The organism is Winogradskyella litoriviva, assembly GCF_013249065.1.
GTDB classification, from domain to species: domain Bacteria; phylum Bacteroidota; class Bacteroidia; order Flavobacteriales; family Flavobacteriaceae; genus Winogradskyella; species Winogradskyella litoriviva.
In genome coordinates this window covers 182,353-199,258 of the sequence record NZ_JABRWQ010000005.1, presented here as the reverse complement: position 1 = coordinate 199,258, position 16,906 = coordinate 182,353, and the positions used below count along the sequence as shown (strand labels likewise).

17 protein-coding genes and 1 riboswitch are annotated in these 16,906 nt (G+C 32.0%); of the genes, 6 read left to right on the top strand and 11 right to left on the bottom strand.

Annotation, left to right across the window (positions count from 1 at the left end; translation table 11 throughout):
• Positions 1-197 precede the first annotated feature (197 nt).
• Entirely contained in the window at positions 198-1,013 is an 816-nt protein-coding gene (locus HNV10_RS12340) for an RluA family pseudouridine synthase (RefSeq protein WP_173301691.1), read from the top strand.
• A 120-nt stretch (positions 1,014-1,133) separates the two neighbouring features.
• Here HNV10_RS12340 and HNV10_RS12335 read toward each other — a convergent pair whose 3' ends face one another.
• From HNV10_RS12335 to HNV10_RS12315, 5 genes are all read right to left on the bottom strand, one after another.
• Positions 1,134-2,270, bottom strand: coding sequence for an acyl-CoA dehydrogenase family protein (locus tag HNV10_RS12335; protein WP_173301690.1), 1,137 nt, complete (start codon positions 2,268-2,270; stop codon positions 1,134-1,136).
• Between the two features lie 30 nt (positions 2,271-2,300).
• A complete protein-coding gene (locus tag HNV10_RS12330; RefSeq protein ID WP_173301689.1) occupies positions 2,301-3,167 on the bottom strand; it encodes a helix-turn-helix domain-containing protein in 867 nt (288 codons plus the stop codon).
• A gap of 113 nt (positions 3,168-3,280) precedes the next feature.
• A complete protein-coding gene (locus tag HNV10_RS12325) occupies positions 3,281-3,976 on the bottom strand; it encodes a cupin domain-containing protein (protein ID WP_173301688.1) in 696 nt (231 codons plus the stop codon).
• Positions 3,977-4,324: 348 nt separating this feature from the next.
• Positions 4,325-5,557, bottom strand: a complete 1,233-nt coding sequence (locus tag HNV10_RS12320; protein ID WP_173301687.1) for a glycosyltransferase — start codon at positions 5,555-5,557, stop codon at positions 4,325-4,327.
• 86 nt (positions 5,558-5,643) lie between these two features.
• On the bottom strand, positions 5,644-6,117 hold the full coding sequence (locus tag HNV10_RS12315) for a heme-binding domain-containing protein (protein ID WP_173301686.1): 474 nt from the start codon (positions 6,115-6,117) through the stop codon (positions 5,644-5,646).
• A gap of 39 nt (positions 6,118-6,156) precedes the next feature.
• Between HNV10_RS12315 and HNV10_RS12310 the strand changes: the two genes are divergently transcribed.
• From HNV10_RS12310 to HNV10_RS12300, 3 genes are all read left to right on the top strand, one after another.
• Positions 6,157-6,720, top strand: coding sequence for an adenylosuccinate lyase (locus HNV10_RS12310; RefSeq protein WP_173301685.1), 564 nt, complete (start codon positions 6,157-6,159; stop codon positions 6,718-6,720).
• Between the two features lie 118 nt (positions 6,721-6,838).
• On the top strand, positions 6,839-8,182 hold the full coding sequence (gene purB / locus HNV10_RS12305) for an adenylosuccinate lyase (protein ID WP_173301684.1): 1,344 nt from the start codon (positions 6,839-6,841) through the stop codon (positions 8,180-8,182).
• 15 nt (positions 8,183-8,197) lie between these two features.
• The gene (locus HNV10_RS12300) at positions 8,198-8,425 is read left to right on the top strand and encodes a hypothetical protein (protein ID WP_173301683.1); all 228 of its coding nucleotides are present in this window, start codon (positions 8,198-8,200) and stop codon (positions 8,423-8,425) included.
• A gap of 33 nt (positions 8,426-8,458) precedes the next feature.
• Here the strand turns inward: HNV10_RS12300 and HNV10_RS12295 are convergent, their stop codons facing one another.
• From HNV10_RS12295 to HNV10_RS12280, 4 genes are all read right to left on the bottom strand, one after another.
• Positions 8,459-9,004: a DUF4252 domain-containing protein gene (locus HNV10_RS12295; RefSeq protein WP_173301682.1), complete on the bottom strand. Its 546-nt coding sequence runs from the start codon at positions 9,002-9,004 to the stop codon at positions 8,459-8,461.
• A 4-nt stretch (positions 9,005-9,008) separates the two neighbouring features.
• Positions 9,009-9,584 carry a DUF4252 domain-containing protein gene (locus HNV10_RS12290; RefSeq protein ID WP_173301681.1) on the bottom strand — a complete coding sequence of 192 codons (576 nt, stop codon included), beginning with the start codon at positions 9,582-9,584 and terminating at the stop codon, positions 9,009-9,011.
• Positions 9,585-9,654: 70 nt separating this feature from the next.
• Positions 9,655-10,146, bottom strand: coding sequence for a hypothetical protein (locus HNV10_RS12285; protein ID WP_241695506.1), 492 nt, complete (start codon positions 10,144-10,146; stop codon positions 9,655-9,657).
• Positions 10,127-10,636 (bottom strand): RNA polymerase sigma factor, encoded by a 510-nt coding sequence (locus HNV10_RS12280; RefSeq protein ID WP_173301680.1) that lies wholly within the window; start codon positions 10,634-10,636, stop codon positions 10,127-10,129. Before HNV10_RS12280 ends, HNV10_RS12285 begins: the two co-directional genes overlap by 20 nt.
• A 167-nt stretch (positions 10,637-10,803) precedes the next feature.
• Here HNV10_RS12280 and HNV10_RS12275 point away from each other — a divergent pair, with 167 nt between their 5' ends.
• Positions 10,804-12,318 carry a S41 family peptidase gene (locus tag HNV10_RS12275; protein ID WP_173301679.1) on the top strand — a complete coding sequence of 505 codons (1,515 nt, stop codon included), beginning with the start codon at positions 10,804-10,806 and terminating at the stop codon, positions 12,316-12,318.
• Positions 12,319-12,378: 60 nt separating this feature from the next.
• Here HNV10_RS12275 and HNV10_RS12270 read toward each other — a convergent pair whose 3' ends face one another.
• A complete protein-coding gene (locus HNV10_RS12270) occupies positions 12,379-13,440 on the bottom strand; it encodes a YncE family protein (RefSeq protein ID WP_173301678.1) in 1,062 nt (353 codons plus the stop codon).
• 6 nt (positions 13,441-13,446) lie between these two features.
• The gene (locus HNV10_RS12265; protein ID WP_173301677.1) at positions 13,447-15,282 is read right to left on the bottom strand and encodes a TonB-dependent receptor plug domain-containing protein; all 1,836 of its coding nucleotides are present in this window, start codon (positions 15,280-15,282) and stop codon (positions 13,447-13,449) included.
• A 29-nt stretch (positions 15,283-15,311) separates the two neighbouring features.
• Positions 15,312-15,546, bottom strand: a riboswitch (cobalamin riboswitch).
• Between the two features lie 201 nt (positions 15,547-15,747).
• On the opposite strand from HNV10_RS12265, the gene HNV10_RS12260 reads away from it, so the two are divergent.
• Positions 15,748-16,890, top strand: coding sequence for an ABC transporter substrate-binding protein (locus HNV10_RS12260; RefSeq protein ID WP_173301676.1), 1,143 nt, complete (start codon positions 15,748-15,750; stop codon positions 16,888-16,890).
• The last annotated feature ends 16 nt before the right edge of the window (positions 16,891-16,906 follow it).

The following is a 16,906-nucleotide window of genomic DNA, read 5'->3' as shown; positions in this document are numbered from 1 at the left end:
TTTAAAAGTAGTATCTAAAAGAATTGTTTTTTAATAGTTTGTTTTTGTTTACCTAAAAAGCCATTAAATATTTAATGGCTTTTTTTATTTTCAAACTCACAAAAGTTTAAACTAAATTCGTCCTGTAACATTTATAACGCAAACCAATAATACATATAGTATCACATATTGTACCTAAACGGTCTACTCCAATAAGAATGCAAGATTATGGTGTGGGACTATTTGATGCTTGTGCTACAAAATCTGCACTAAAAAAAGCTTTAAAGAAAAACTTCATTACAGTTAATGGAGAAATAGCAACCTCTGCGACATTTATAAAAGGAGGCGAAACCATTACATTATCTATCCCAGAACATGTTACACCTAAGAAAAGATTAATCTTTAAACTTAAGGTGATTTATGAAGATGACTATTTGGCTGCAATCCATAAACCTGCAGGTATTTTAGTGAGTGGTAATCATTTTAAAACCGTTGCCAATGCATTGGTTCAGAACATAACACCAAGTAGCTTACAAGATGCTACTAAACCACAACCTGTTCATCGTTTAGATTTTGCAACCACAGGTCTTTTATTAGTTGGTAAAACGAGCAGCAGCATAAGAGCTTTAAACAAGCAATTTGAAAACAAAACCATTAAGAAAACATACATTGCCATAACTATTGGAGATATGACTCCTACAGAAGGTATTATCACTTCTAATGTGGATAATAAGTCCTCACAATCTAAATATATAGTTGAAGGAACCGTTTTATCTCATCTCTTTGGCAAACTCAACTTAGTGCATCTAGAACCATTAACAGGACGACGACACCAATTGAGAATTCATCTATCTGAAATGGGAAACCCAATTTTAGGCGATAAAGATTATGGCATAAAAGACTTAATATTGAATGGAAAAGGCATGTATTTACATGCGTATTCAATAGAGTTTACTCATCCATTTACAAATAAAAGTATTTATTTAAAAAGTGAATTACCAGAAAGGTTTAAGAAGATATTTAGCTCCATTTAATTTACCATTAGTAATAAAGTTAACGCTTGACTTTGTAAATTTAAAAGCCTAACTTCGTTTAACGTATGATATAAAACATTGAAACGCTTTTATATCATCAAACCATTGGCAATAATTATGCTATTCCAATAAAAATTTTCCTGTAAAATAATGCTGATGTTTTTCAGTCAATGTGTGAAAACTTACCGCTTGCACATCCCTAAAGAGTCGTTCCAATTCAAATATTCTGTAAAAACTTTGTCCTCCTACTGTTTCCATGGCTTTACTGACCGTTTCCTTACATGCATTAGCAACCAAGGTCTTTCTAGTCAATATTTCAACACCTATTCTTTCGTCAGCTTCAAAATCCAAATTATTGGCTATTTCAATCATATCTTTATGAAGCACTTGAGCCAATGTAAGGCTGTTGTAAATTTCTCCTAGCAAGAAAGTAGTATGAAGTGGTCTACTCTGTTTTGCTTTTGATTTTTCTAAAGTAATCTTCATCGCTTTTTCTGCAATTCCTATATATGGTGCCATGATTAAGGGTAATGCCACAGTTAGAACAACATTCCAAAACAGAGGGAACTCCCCTTTTGCTCTTTTCATAACAATGGAGTCTTCTGGAATAAACACATTATTAAGCGTCACGGTCTGTGAACCTGTTCCGCGCATTCCCAAAGTGTGCCAATCATCTAATAGTTGTATCCCATCAGATTTCATAGATACTGTAAAATGGAATACTTGCCATCCGTCTTCTGGGTCATTAAAGGGTATGCTGGTCACCAAGAGGTCGCCAATTGCAGATTGGCTTGCAAATTGTTTTTTTGCTGAAACCAAATAACCATTGTCAGTTCTTGTCATGGTTCCATTAGAATCTAGCCAGTCACGTGCTCCTGTACTGACCAACACCAAGTTTTCGTCAACTACTTTCCTTAAAAGTTCTTCGCCTGTGCCTTGGTGTTTATATTTCCAGATATTTGCCGCAAGAAGGTGTTGGTGCATAGACAATGCCAATGACGTAGAAGGGCAATACTGCGCTATTTTAACCAATATAGCGCACATATCAGTAAAGGAAACTTCGGCACCTCCCAATGCTTTTGGTATCATGGCTGTTAAATATCCTTGCTTTTTCAATAACTTATAATTATCGGCTACAAAGGTATCGGCCTTATCGTGGGCAATTCCATTTGCAGCTAATTGGTCCCCAAGCTGGTCTTTAATATTTAACCAGTGCTTTGAAGGAGTTTTAGTTACCTTGTTTTCATGAATATTCATAATACAGTTAATTTTTATCTATGATATCGCTTAAACAGACAGTTGTGCTTTTTGATATTTTAAAGGAGTAATTCCATTCTCGTTCTTGAATACTCTTGCAAAATGGGCAGGACTCTCAAAACCACTATCAAAAGCCACCTCGTATACTTTTTGATTGGTATTCTCCAATAATCGTTTCGCATGAAGGAGTCTTTTTTTAGTAAGCCATTTTCCTGGTGATGTTCCATAAGCACTATAAAAGTCGCGATTAAAAGTACTTAAACTTCTGTGCGATAGTCTTGCAAATTCTTCTAATGATAAATTATAAACAAAATTGGATTCCATTATGTTTTTAACCGATAGTTTAACTTCTTGGGCTATCTGTTTAAAATAGCTCCCTATTTCAGGGTTATAAGGCAGTGACAAAATATTGACCAACAACTCCTGAAATTTAATTTCCATCAAATATTTTGAAGGCTTTTCTTCATTAAAAAAATAATCTAACATTGAAGTAAAATAAGTACTTAACGTTCTATCCATTTTCAGCGGAATTGCACTATCACTTTGAAGATTACTTTTATGACTGGCACCTATTTCAGGTTTTTGTGACATAAAATCCTTGACATAAGAATCGGGAATAAAGATTACTATGGCGCAAAAATCCGAGTCAAAATACTTCTCAATAATATTTGCTCCCTTTTTAACAAAAAGTACCTCATTTACATGAACCATATAACTATGTTCCAGCGTTCGCCATTTCTTTTTACCCTCTAGTACATAAATAAAATAATTTAGATGGTTCCAAGTCGTGAATATGGATTTTTCCTCCGTACATCTATACTCCGAAAACATAAGTGACGACACTTCAATTTTTTTGAACGTAGGCGTGTTTTTTGCTATGTCGTAACCGTTACCCATTATTTTTAAGTCAATTTTTTATTTTGTAAAATACACTTTTTTTAAGAAATCAACTTATTAGAAACATCTTAGACTATATTAAACTGTTTTTTAACTAGATAAATATCAACTTTCTAATCGATTTTTATAGGTTTTAAAATAAGGTCGTTGTCAGATGCTAATTTAGCGAATTCCTCTGCGCTTAAGGTATTAGATGATTCCATTCCCGGTTCTACTCCTACTTTTTTGAAAAAATTCAACAAACCATGTTTAGCATTTGGAACAGTAGCAAAAACCAGTTTTAAAGGTTCATTACCAGTATTCTGGAAAGAATGCCATTCTCCAGGTGCCGTATACCATACATAGCCTTCTTTAACAATTGTTTCTTTACGCTCATCGTTCTCATAATTTATAACGATACCTGTTCCTGAAATAAAATAAGCAATCTCTTCCGTTTTATTATGCTTGTGCTCTGGTAAGGCTCCACCTACACCTAACTCGTATTTTGAAAAACCTGAAGAGGCATCAGGGTGGCTTTCAGGATCCATATAAATTTTAAGTAATCCTCCAGACCCAAGCTTGTCTTTGCTCTCTGGAAATATCCACAATTGTTGAGCATCTTCTGGTTTTACTATTCTTTTACTAGTGTGTGAATGCGTGGAATTATCGTGAATGTGGGATTCTTCTTTGCCGTTAAGAGAAAGTGCTGTTACTGAGCCATCTTTTTCATCAGATTTATTCACATTTTCACCACAACCTTGAACGTTGATAAATAACATGGTTATGGCTGCTAATTTCATTACTTTAATGTTCTTTTTGTTTTTAAGCATGGTTGAAATATTTATGATTATTATTGTACGAATCAAAACTAGAAAAAATATAAGTATTTTAACTGACTAGGGCTTTCAATAAATTGACTGAACGTGTCAAAATAATGATTTTGACAGGATAATATTTATTTAATAACTTGCTAAATAACCGTTTCGACTAAAGAAAACTGCACACTATTCAGGTTTTAAAACAAAAACTATTGCCAACACCGTATATAATTTATTGCTAGTTCTAGCCTACTTACGAAAATCCTCGCGGATTTTTTATTAGGTGATTGTTTACCAAATTAGTTGCTAAAACAACACAACAAACCATACACAAAACCGTTAAACAAAAGTCCAAAAAAATCATCCATTCTTAGCGGCAATCCACTTACTCATATACTTTGTACTCTGCATTGTTTGATGCATCAACAATTGACCAATAAAATTCTGTTCGCGATGAGATTTTAGGTTTGTAGAAAGTCCATTTATATGAATAGCAAACTCAGTTTCAAAATCTAATCGATTAAACCGTTGTTTCAAAATATTAAAACCGTTTTGTTGCTTTTGTTTCCAGATGTTAGTAGCATTATAAAGTAAAACCGCTTTTTCAGCAAAAACCTCTGGTTGGTCTTCTATAAAACCATTTGTTTCTAAATCACCAAATAGGCCTTCTGCTGCAATTGTTGTCATTACACATGGAGTTCCATTTTCAATGGCATCTGCAAGTTTACCTTTTAGTCCTGCACCAAAACGCAACGATGCCAAACATACTTTTGCGTTTTGCATCACTTCATTAACATCTTCTGCAAATCCCTTAATTAAAAAGCCTTCTTTTTTATTGTTGAGTTGGGTTACTTTCTGAGATTCGTAAGCACCATAAATATGTAATTCGGCTTTGGGCAATTGTTTTCTTATCAATGGCCAAATGGATTTCTTTAGGTACAAAACAGCATCGTAATTTGGTGCATGCAAAAAATTACCGATGGTTACAAAGTGTTGTCTTGCTTCAAAAGTTGGTAATTGATTAATAGTTTTTTGTTGCATTGGTTCTAACAAAAATGGCAGATAATACAATAAGCCTCTATCTATTTTAAATTGTTTAGTTAAAATTTCAATTTCAGCTTCAGAAATCATTAGACTTAAATCGCAACGGTAAATACTTGCAATTTCGCGTTTGGTAATCTCATTTTGCAAATGTGAGATAGAAACAGATTCATTTTGTTTTAAAGCTACTTCCCTAGCCTTTCTTAAGCCGTGAAAATCTTCAGTATCTAATAACCTTAATGCATCAGAACATTGCTCTGCAACACGCCATCCATATTGTTCTTCGGTCATAAAGCGATCAAACAACACAGCATCTGGATTGAGGTCTTTTATAAATACATCAAAAGAAGAATCGTTTAAAAGTATAGGTTGTGTTGCAACATTAATACTGCTTAAATCAAACGTATTATTAGACGTCTTTGCTGCCGAAGCAAACGTCACCGCATAACCTTGATTTTGAAATTGCGCAACTAACTGCAACATTCTGCTACCAGCTGCAGAACTTTTAGGCTCTGGCCAAACAAAACCAATAACGAGTAACTTCTTTTTCATAACAAATTATAATTGATAAAACTAAAATCCCAAACTCCAATAAGACTGATTTTGGAATTTGGGATTTATAAACTGAGGCAATGTGTTTATTGAGCTTCCTCTAAAAACGCATATTTTAAACGCACATTTTTTGCCCAAGCAATCACAGCATCAATTTGATCTTGCGATAATTCTGCTTCACCATGCGTCCATGTATAACTATCTAATGGCATTTCCTTTTCTTCTACCATTTCAATTAACTCATCGAGTTTATGGTCTTTTTTCTTATCGCTATAGTCATTCCATTTAGAAATATTAAAATGCTTTTTTCCATGCTTAACATGGTCTGCTAACCAATAATTAACAGGCGTAATATTATTGTACCAAGGATAACGCGTATTATCACTGTGGCAATCATTACATGCGTTTTCAAGAATTATTTTTACCTCTTCTGGCGGATTAGTATCTGTATAAAATGCTTCTACAGACGCAATATCACCTTCATTTTTGTCAGGTCCAAAAAACTGAGCAATTATAAATACAACTAAAAGTAAGAGTGCTATTTTCTTTATAATCTTCATTTTTTATTAATTTTAGAGCTCTAAAATAATCATTTTCTTTTGACCAAAGCAGAACTCTACAAAGAATTAAACTATGTAAACCATTCGCGAGAGAATCGATTGAAATACGCGAATATGGTTATTGACAATCCGGAATTAGTTACGCCACTTCTAGAAATTCTTTTTGATATTGATGATAAAATTTCTTGCAGAGCAGCTTGGGTTTTTGAGTTTATGTGTGGCGAAAAACTAGAAGCAATAATACCGTTTTTAGATACATTTACAGAACATATGCATAGCGTTTATTTAGATTCTGCCGTAAGACCAGTTTCTAAAGTGTGCGAATATATTACCAAAGCATACTACGGTAAAGAAGACCATTTATTAAAAACTCATCTTACCGAAAAACACAAAGAAAAAATTATAGAAGCTTGTTTTGATTGGATGATTAATGATGAAAAAGTAGCTGCAAAAGCTTATAGTATGGTAAGTCTTTATTTAATAGGGCAAGAATACGATTGGATATATCCCGAATTAACGCTCATTTTAGAACGCGATTTTCAGTTTCAAAGTGCAGCATTTAAAGCTAGAGCCAGACAAATTTTGAAGAAAATTAAAAAATAGTTTCTACTTTCTAGAATTATAGAATTTGAAGCAAAAAGCTAAGCGCTAAAGGTCAAAGAATAATTCATTCTTCCAACTAACTTTATTATATTTGATGCTTCTAAAAAATCAACTAAAAATGGCACTTTCACCTCTTAATGCAATTTCTCCAATCGATGGAAGATATAGATCTAAAGTAGAAAAATTAAAAGACTATTTTTCTGAAGAAGCACTGATTAAATACCGTGTTTTAGTAGAAATAGAATATTTTATTGCACTTTGTGAAATACCATTACCTCAACTAGAGTCTGTTGACCATTCACTATTTGAAGCATTAAGAAACATCTATAAAAACTTTACAGCTGAAGATGCTACTGCTATTAAAGAGATTGAAAAAGTAACAAACCATGATGTAAAGGCTGTTGAATACTTTATTAAAGAGAAATTTGACGCTTTAGAATTGTCTGCTTATAAAGAGTTTATTCACTTTGGATTAACATCTCAAGACATTAATAACACAGCCATTCCTTTAAGTATTAAGGATGCTATGAATGATGTTTATGTGCCTGAGTATTTTGAGCTTTTAGAAAAAATTGAAGGCTTAGCTAAAGATTGGGAAGCAATACCAATGCTAGCAAGAACACATGGTCAGCCAGCTTCACCTACACGTTTAGGTAAAGAAATTAGTGTTTTTGCGGTGAGAATGAGGGAACAATTTAATTTACTAAATGATGTACCAAGTGCTGCAAAATTTGGTGGTGCAACAGGAAATTTTAACGCTCACAAAGTTGCTTATCCTAATATAGACTGGAAGGCATTTGGGACAAAATTTGTTCAAGAAAAACTAGGCTTACAGCATTCTTTTCCGACAACTCAAATAGAACATTACGATCATGCTGCTGCCTTATTTGATGGCTTAAAACGCATTAATACTATTATAATAGATTTAGATAGAGATATATGGACATATGTTTCTATGGATTATTTTAAACAGAAAATTAAAGCTGGTGAAGTAGGCAGTTCTGCAATGCCACATAAGGTAAATCCTATTGATTTTGAAAACAGTGAAGGAAACTTAGGTATAGCAAACGCTATTTTTGAGCATCTTTCTGCAAAATTACCAATATCTAGATTGCAACGTGATTTAACGGATAGTACAGTATTGAGAAATGTTGGTGTTCCGTTTGGACATACAATAATTGGATTTAAATCTACAATTAAAGGTTTAGGTAAGTTATTACTAAATGAACCAAAATTTGCGCAAGACTTAGAAAACAATTGGGCTGTTGTTGCAGAAGCAATTCAGACGATTTTAAGACGCGAAAGTTACCCAAACCCTTATGAAGCTTTAAAAGGTTTAACAAGAACAAACGAAGCGATTACACAAAGTTCTATTTCAAATTTTATTGATACCTTAGAGGTTTCAGAGGCTATTAAAGCTGAACTAAAGGCAATTACACCTAGTAATTATACAGGCATTTAATAATAATAATACGCTGTGAAGTATATACCTGAAACTAAAGATAGTATTTCATTAACTTTTGTAGGGCTGCTTGCCGTTGGCTTTTTTATAGCTGGTACGTTTAATGTCCTTAATTACGTTATTATACAAATACTAACATTTATTTGTTTTGGTAGCTTATTAGCTGTTGCGATATACTTTGCGATAAAGAATGAACGAAAAAAAAATCGTCCTGAAGACAAGCTTCAAGACGATTCACATTAACATTTAAATAAAAGTCAGTTTATTTAAATTTCTTTATTTAAAAAATTCTTTGAGTTTACCAAGTTGTGCATCATCATAATTTGCCTTTTCTAAAACAGATGATAGCGACATTAGTTGTCCTGCATTCATATTATCGCCTAAAATTCTTGCTATTAAAAACCCTTTGTCATTAGCACTTCCAAAAATGACGAGTTCGTCTATATTCTCAACATCACCTAAATATTTAATTACAAACTTACCATCTGTAGAATTCCCTCCACGCATTAATTCTTCATAATCCGGATTCTTTAATATGGTTTTTACCTTTTCTAACTCAAGTTTATAGTCGGCCGCTTCAGTATCAGCTTCCATATAGGTTAATACATTTAACTTATCTACAGATTCATAAGCTTCTTTTTGCTCGTCGGTCAATTCGGCATTTTCTAGATTAAGCAAACTTGTTGGTATATCAAACGACACAAAACCTGGTTTTTGCTCATTATCTACGTAGTAAGTTTGCAATGTTGGTCCTTGATTACAGCTTGTAAAAGCTGTAACAAGAAGCAACACTACTATTGATTTTTTGATTGATTGTATCATAATATTATTCTTTATTTTCACCAGCTTTTTTTAACTGCTCACCTCCTGGAATATCCATTTGATTCGTAATTTTTGAGATTTGTCTTAAATCTATTTCACCTGTTAAAGACAATAAAACAGTTTCAAATTCGCGCTTTTTACCATTAATTTCTATATTCTGATCTTTGGTTAAATCTTTAAGTCCACTAACAAACATTAAAAGCTCTTTAACATGGTTTTCATCTTTACCTTCTTTTACATAAAACTTAACCGTTTGTTCACCATCTTTAATGCGCATTAATTCTTCTAAATCAGATGATTTTAAATATTTCTCTACCGTAGCTTTCATATCTGCCGAAACTTTAGCATCACCAGTTGTAAACACTTTGAGCCCAGTAATTTTTTTAACCATATCCATGTATTGTTGAGCTTCAGGATCGTCCATATCTACATCAATACTTGCAATCATACTAAACATTTTCTCATTAACAATTACTGATACAACCTCTGACATATCTTCGTATTTATCAAAGATACTTTGTGCACTAGACGTAAAAGGTGCAACTATGATTGCGAGTATTACAATTAATTTTTTACTCATGGTACTTTTATTTTTTTTGTATTCGTGAAAATTTTTCAAATTTTTCATAATTTCTTAATTTTTGTGTGTGTTACTTGTTTTTAAAAATTCTATTTGTTGTTTTTGTAAATTCACTTAATTTCCCAGCTTCTTCAATTCCATGATTAAAATTATTAGAAACCAAAACCAGTGAATTAAGTTGTTGTTTGCCTTCATTCATACCAATCGAAACTAAACTTAAAGCTTCCATCGTTTGGTTATAAGCCATAAGAGCTTCTCGTTTCTCTTGTTCAGACGGACCAATAAAGGTTGGCACAACCAAACCAAGCATTAAAACAGCCACAGCTGCGACAGAAATCCATTGATACAATTTTGTTTTCTTAGAGTTTAATGGAACGTCTTTGGTGTACTGCTCTTTTTTTGATTCTAAAAAGTATTGAAACATTGGTTTGTAATGTTCTAAATGTGGTGCTACATCATCACTTAAGAAGTACGCTTTTAATTGCGCTTCTTCTGTAAGCGTAGTTTCCGCATTGTTATACTTTTCTATTAGTTTTTCTATATTATTTAATACCATATCCATGTGTATTAGTTAATTTTTCTCTTATTGTTTTTCGTGCTCTAGATAAGTTGACGCGTATTGCAGTCTCATTCATGTCTAGCATTTTAGCTATTTCTGCAAAATCGTATTCTTCAATATCTCTTAGTTGCACTATTATTTTTTGTTGTTCTGGTAGGTCTTCCATTATTTTAGAAACCCAATCCACACTATCTTTTGCTTCTACTTGCTTTTGTAAAGATGTATTACCATCCGTATAATTACTGTGAACAATTTTTAAATTCTGCGCTTGTTTCGATTTTAGTCGATCTAAACAAAAATTCTTTGTCATGGTCATTGAAAACGCTTCTACATTTTTATAGTCTTCAATTTTTTTATTATTCTTCCACAATTTCAACAGTATTTCTTGCGTAGCATCCTCAGCTTCTTCCCTAGAAACTAGTAGTCGCTTTGCTAAACGAAATACTTTATCCTTAAAAGGCATAACGATATTTACAAAATCTGCCTGCTTCATTACTTTTTTTGGTTGGTTGGTAAAAGCCTTTTTACTCGCTTTCAATATTACGACGAGTCACTTTATCTTTTGTTACAAAGATTTTATGATTTTTATAATATTGTAAGTAAATTTAGAGTTTTACAGGTATATGTAAAGAATTGCTATTAAAAAAAAGAAAAAAAATGATGAGAAAATTTAAGATGTTACTACTCAATTGTATTGTGCTTTTTTCGGTAACAAGTTGCTTTGATGATTTAGATGATAATATTATTCCTTCCAGCACATTAGAGCTTAATGATTTTGTTTGGAAAGGGATGAATGCCGTGTATGTCTATAAAGATTTAATTACAGAATTAGGAAATGATAATTTTGAAACCACTGAGCAATATCAAAATTATTTAAATGGATTTGATTCTCCAGAAAATTTATTTGAATCTTTACTCTATGAGCCTGATACAGTTGATGAATTTAGCAGAATTTATTCTAATTATTTTGAATTAGAACAATTATTACAAGGCACATCATTAAACAATGGTATGGCTTATGGTTTGGTAAGAATACCTAATGCGAATGAAGATATAATTGGCTATGTGAGGTACGTTATGCCAAATACAGATGCCGAAACAAAAGGTGTAACAAGAGGCATGATTTTTAATAGCATTGATGGTACGGTTTTAACAGCAGACAACTATATTAATTTAACCTCTGCAACTACATATACCATTAATCTAGCCGATTACGATAATAATGGTACACCAGGCGTATTTAATGATGATATCATTTCAACTAATAATGAAGCAATAACACTTACCAAATCTGCATATACTGAAAATCCTATTTTAACACATAACGTACTTAATGTTGAAAGCCATAAAATTGGTTATTTAATGTATAATAATTTTAGAATTGCAGACGCAAACTTAGACGAACTTAATACCGTTTTTGGTGAATTTGATGCTGAAGGCATTTCAGATTTGGTTTTAGATTTACGTTATAATGGCGGAGGAAGTGTAAGCACAGCAATTTGGTTGTCTTCAATGATTACAGGTCAATATACTGGTGAGTTGTTTTTTAAAGAAAAATGGAATAATGAAATTCAATCTAATTTTGAAGCAAATAATCTTGATGCCATCACAAATACATTTGTAGATACCATGATTAAACGAAATACGGATAATGATATTATTTATCAGCAGTCTATTAATAGTTTAAACCTAAATAAAGTTTATATTATTACTTCTGCTAGTAGTGCTTCTGCCAGTGAACTTGTTATAAATTGCCTTACTCCTTATATTGATATTGTACAAATAGGAACAACAACTAGAGGTAAACCACAAGCATCAATTACTATATATGATTCTCCAGACTTTACACGCTCTAATGTAAACATTAACCATAATTACGCATTACAGCCATTAATTTATGAGTCTGAAAACGCTGATGGTTTCTCACAATATTACGACGGAATTTCACCAACTAATGGATTTGAAATTGGTGAATTATTTGAAAACCTAGGACAATTAAGTGATATAGACGAACCTTTATTAGCTATGGCTATTGCGGACATTACTGGTCTAAGTAGAGCAGAAACTAACAGCCAACAACCTCTTAAACATATAGGAAATCAAAATTCTAATAATCCTTTAGTGTTTGACATGGTTGATAATCGTGCTTCAAAATTTAAACTGTTTAATCAATAAAAAATAAAAAGACCGCTCTTACAAATGTAAAAGCGGTCTTTTTGATTAAAAGTTATATTTTTAATTAAAATACACACCTCCTGGAATAATACCTGTAGTCGCAAAATTTGTTTCTTCATTAGAAGATAAGCTATATGATAAAATCATACCATTACTTGTATAATCTATAGCATCAACACCATATAAAACATTGTCTTTAACTTCCATTCCGTAGAAATTTAATCCATTAAGTTCTGCCGTTGTCGGTAATGCTGTATCATCCGCATCCATTTTATAAACGCTACCAGATAAGTAGTAATAAAGTGTTCCGTTCTCTAGTGCTAAAAAGCTTGGATGTTCAGTACCTGCAAAGTCAATAGAAGTTACGCTATAATCACTACCATCTATTTTAGATAATTTTCCGCCAGTTTCATTACCTGTCCAAGATGGTGTTCCACCAGCTAAAACCCATAAATCTCCATTAGAATCTAATCTTAAAGAGTTTGGCACATCTCCTACCGTTACCGTTGTAGAGACAGCATCCGTAGCAGCATTAATTACTGAAACAATATTATTTTGACCATAACCACCTTGATGCGCTACGTAAACTGTATTTCCATTTGCTATAACTTTTTCTGGACCTTCATCAACGGAAATTGTTTGTGTTTCAATTGTATTAGTAGATGCATCTATTATCGCTAAAAAATCATCAGTAGCAACACCGCCATCTCCCCAATTTGTAACATAACCTTTCCCATTTGCAAAGGCAATATGTCTTGGGTTATTTAATACTGTATTAATAGTTGCAACAGATTGTAAAGTATATCTGTTTACTACCTCAATAGAATTAGATACATTTAAAACAATATAGGCCAAGTCTCCATTAAATGTAATACTTTGAGCAGTATCTCCTAATGCTCTAGAATTTACCGCATTGAAAACGTTGTTTTCTACAACTGATAAATCATAAGAGGCAAACGTTATTGATGCGTTACCTTGCCCAAAATTACCTTCATTTGTAATCAATAATCCGTTATCGTAATCTCCTAAAGATTCAGTGGTTGTATCATCGTCATCATTATTACAAGATGTTAATAGTAATGTCATTGATAAAAATAATAAGGCTAGTTTTTTTGAAATCATTTTGTTTTAAAATTTAAGTGTTAATTGAATATTGAAATTTCTGTTTGGCATTGGACGCAATGCTACGTTTTCGTAGTAAGTGTTATAAATGTTATTTACTTTTAAATCTAGGATGTAATTTAATTTTCCGGTGGCATTTAGCTCATAAGAACAGCCTAAATTACCAACATCATAACCATTTAATGAACCACCAATAATATCTACTTCACCTGTAAACAAGTGTTGGTAATAAGCGGTAAATGATTTAAAATTGTATGATAAAGCAGTATTCCCTTTATGAAGCGGCACATAATACAACGGCTGATTTTTTTCTACATCTTCAGTTTCTGTATAAGAATACGCTGCTACTAAATTAAAGTAATGCGCATGTATTTGTTTTAAATAACCAAGTTCTACTTCTAAACCATAATGCTTAGCATTAGCAATATTAACAGGATTCCAATAGTTGGTTTCAGCATTTGGTCGCCATTGAATAAGGTCTGAAGTTTCAATGTAAAAGGTGTTCAGTTTTAATTGTATCGATTTTAATATTTTAAATTGGTGACCTAAATCAAATTGAAAAGACTCTTCTGGTTCTAAGTCTAAATTTCCACCAGGATTCCAATACAAATCATTAAATGTTGGCACTCTAAAGTTTTTAGAAGCATTAAACTTTAATGTATAAGGTTCTCCTAATTTGTAACTTAAATCTCCTGCAAAAACTAAAGGACTTTTAAAATCTGAAATCACATCTTTTCTAACATTTAGGTTGTATCTAAATTTTGATGAAAATTGATGATTTAATATGGCAGTAGCAGAAAAAGCATTTCGTTTTGGATCTACATAACTATTTCCTTCAGCCGTAATATAACTGTAATCTGTAATAACACTTAATGCCATGTTTTTAGACACATTACGCTTATAATGATGCTTTACTAACCATGTTTTTGCCTGACCTTTAGAGTAGTTATTTAAATCTTTGTTTTCAAAATATTTAAATTGTTCTAATAAATGTACCGCTTTTAAACTCGACGTAAAATTATCTCCAACATGAGCCCATTCTAACATGCTACGGTAATCTTCAGTTTCATATTTACTATTAGAAGGCGCTAATAAGGTTGAAGAAAATGCTCTATCGCTTCTAAAATTCTGATGGTAAACTTTTAGAACATCCTTTTGAGATAAAACATAACCTAAGTTTAGATTAAGGTCTAAATTATTAAAAGCTCCATTTTCATTTTTTTCATCTGTACCAAGAATTCGATAATCATTTTCAGTATTCACATAAGAAACACCTGCATTACCAGACCAATTATTATTACCAAAGGAAACATTATAACTAGCATTTTCAGTTTCAAAACTGCCATAACCCAATTGTAGTCTATGATTTATGTGCTTAGTAAAGTCAGAATCATTAGAAAGATGTACAGTTCCACCAATGGCACCACTACCATATTGCACACTTCCTCCTCCACTTCTTATACTAATATTATTATAATTTGCTGTAGATATGGTATTAAAATCAACCTGTCCATTAAGTTGAGAATTAATATTAATGCCATTCCAAATTACAGCAGTTTGCGAAGCATTAGTTCCTCTAAACGACGCTGAAGAAACCATACCATAACCATTTTCTTTAAAGTAAATATTAGAATTAAACCGAAGAACATCCGTTAATGAATTACCATTTTTTCTAAGAATAGAATCATTGAGTACAGTGAGTTTGTAACCTTCATTGTAGCGCTTAAGTTTTACATCGCTCAACACAACTTCATCCAATCGCTGAATAGAGTCAATAGACGTTTGCGCTTTAGCAACGCTATAACAACATAGTAATAAAACAAAGAATAATATACGTATCATACTGCCTTAACTTTTATCCCGAAAGTTTACTTTAAAGTTTAAAATAGGCAGGTCTCCTGACTCGTTTTTTATTATTTCACCTTCCCAGCAATAGCCAGTGGTATTTGAAGTAAATAATAACTTTTAAAAGAGATACTGAAACAAATTCAGTATAAAACTTACAGTTGCGGGAACAGTTCTGGACTTGATTATAATTATCTCACCAGATTCCCTTTTAATCGACTTTTATTTAATTATAGTCGAACCTAAATCTGCGGCAAAACTAGACTTTTAATTACAGTTGAAAGCTGATTTTTATCATTTTTTTTTATTCATTTTGTAGATAAGGTAAATGAATCCAATTAAAAAATGGGCAATAATAATACCTGCAACAATATATAGTGTTAAATTTGAATCGCCTCTCATGGTAGAATTTTTATCAAAATTAAAGATAATGTTACAATTAATAAGTTACAAATGTTACCAATGAAATATATAAGGATTTTCATACTATTTATAGTTATTACTGCATGTAAAAATGAAACTAAAAACGACTTTCCAGATTTAAGTGAAGGTAAAGAATTGGCATTGCAATATGCTGAAGGACTGAAAATTACAGAGTACAATAACCGTAAAATTATTGAAATCACTAAACCTTGGCCAAAGGCAGATAAAAAATACACTTATTTACTACTATCAAAAGAACAGGCTGCAATATCTTCTTACAACAAAAGTGATTATGATGGTGTTATAATTACTCCTATTTCTAAAACCGTAGTAACATCTACAACACATATACCTGCTCTAGAATTATTGGGAGTTGAGGAAACGCTTATTGGTTTCCCAGGAACTGATTATATATCTTCTGAGAAAACTAGAAAATTAATAGATAACCAAAAAGTGAGAGAGCTCGGAAAAAACGAAGGAATTAATACCGAAGTTTTACTTGAGATAAACCCTAATGTAGTAATAGGTTTTGGTGTAGATGGTGTAAACAAAACATTTGAAACCATAAAAAAAGCAGGCATTCCGGTAATTTATAATGGTGATTGGGTAGAACCATCCGCACTTGCAAAAGCAGAATGGATTAAATTTTTCGGAGCTTTGTTTAATAAAGAAAAAGAAGCGGACTCCATTTTTAAAAACATAGAAAAAGAATATCTCGGAGCTAAAGAAATTGCTGTAAGCGCAAAAAATAAGCCAACCGTTTTAAGTGGAGCAATGCAAAAAGATGTTTGGCACTTACCAAACGGCTTAAGTGCAGAAGCCCAATTTTTAAAAGATGCCAATGTTAATTACCTTTGGAGTGAAACTAAAGGAAACGGTAGTTTAGCACTGAGTTTTGAAGTCGTTTTAGACAAAGCCCAAAAGGCAGATTTATGGCTAAGTCCATCTTATTATAGCAGTTTAGAACAGTTAGAAAAAGGGAACACACTTTACACAAATTTTGAAGCCTTTAAACAAAAAAACATTTATACCTTCGCAAATAAAAAAGGAAAAACAGGAGGTATTTTGTATTATGAATTAGGAACAGCCAGACCAGATATTGTATTAAAAGACTTAATTAAAATTGCACATCCTGAATTGTTAGAAGATTATCAACCTTATTTTTTTGAAAAATTAAAATAACTTATTGTCATTTAGA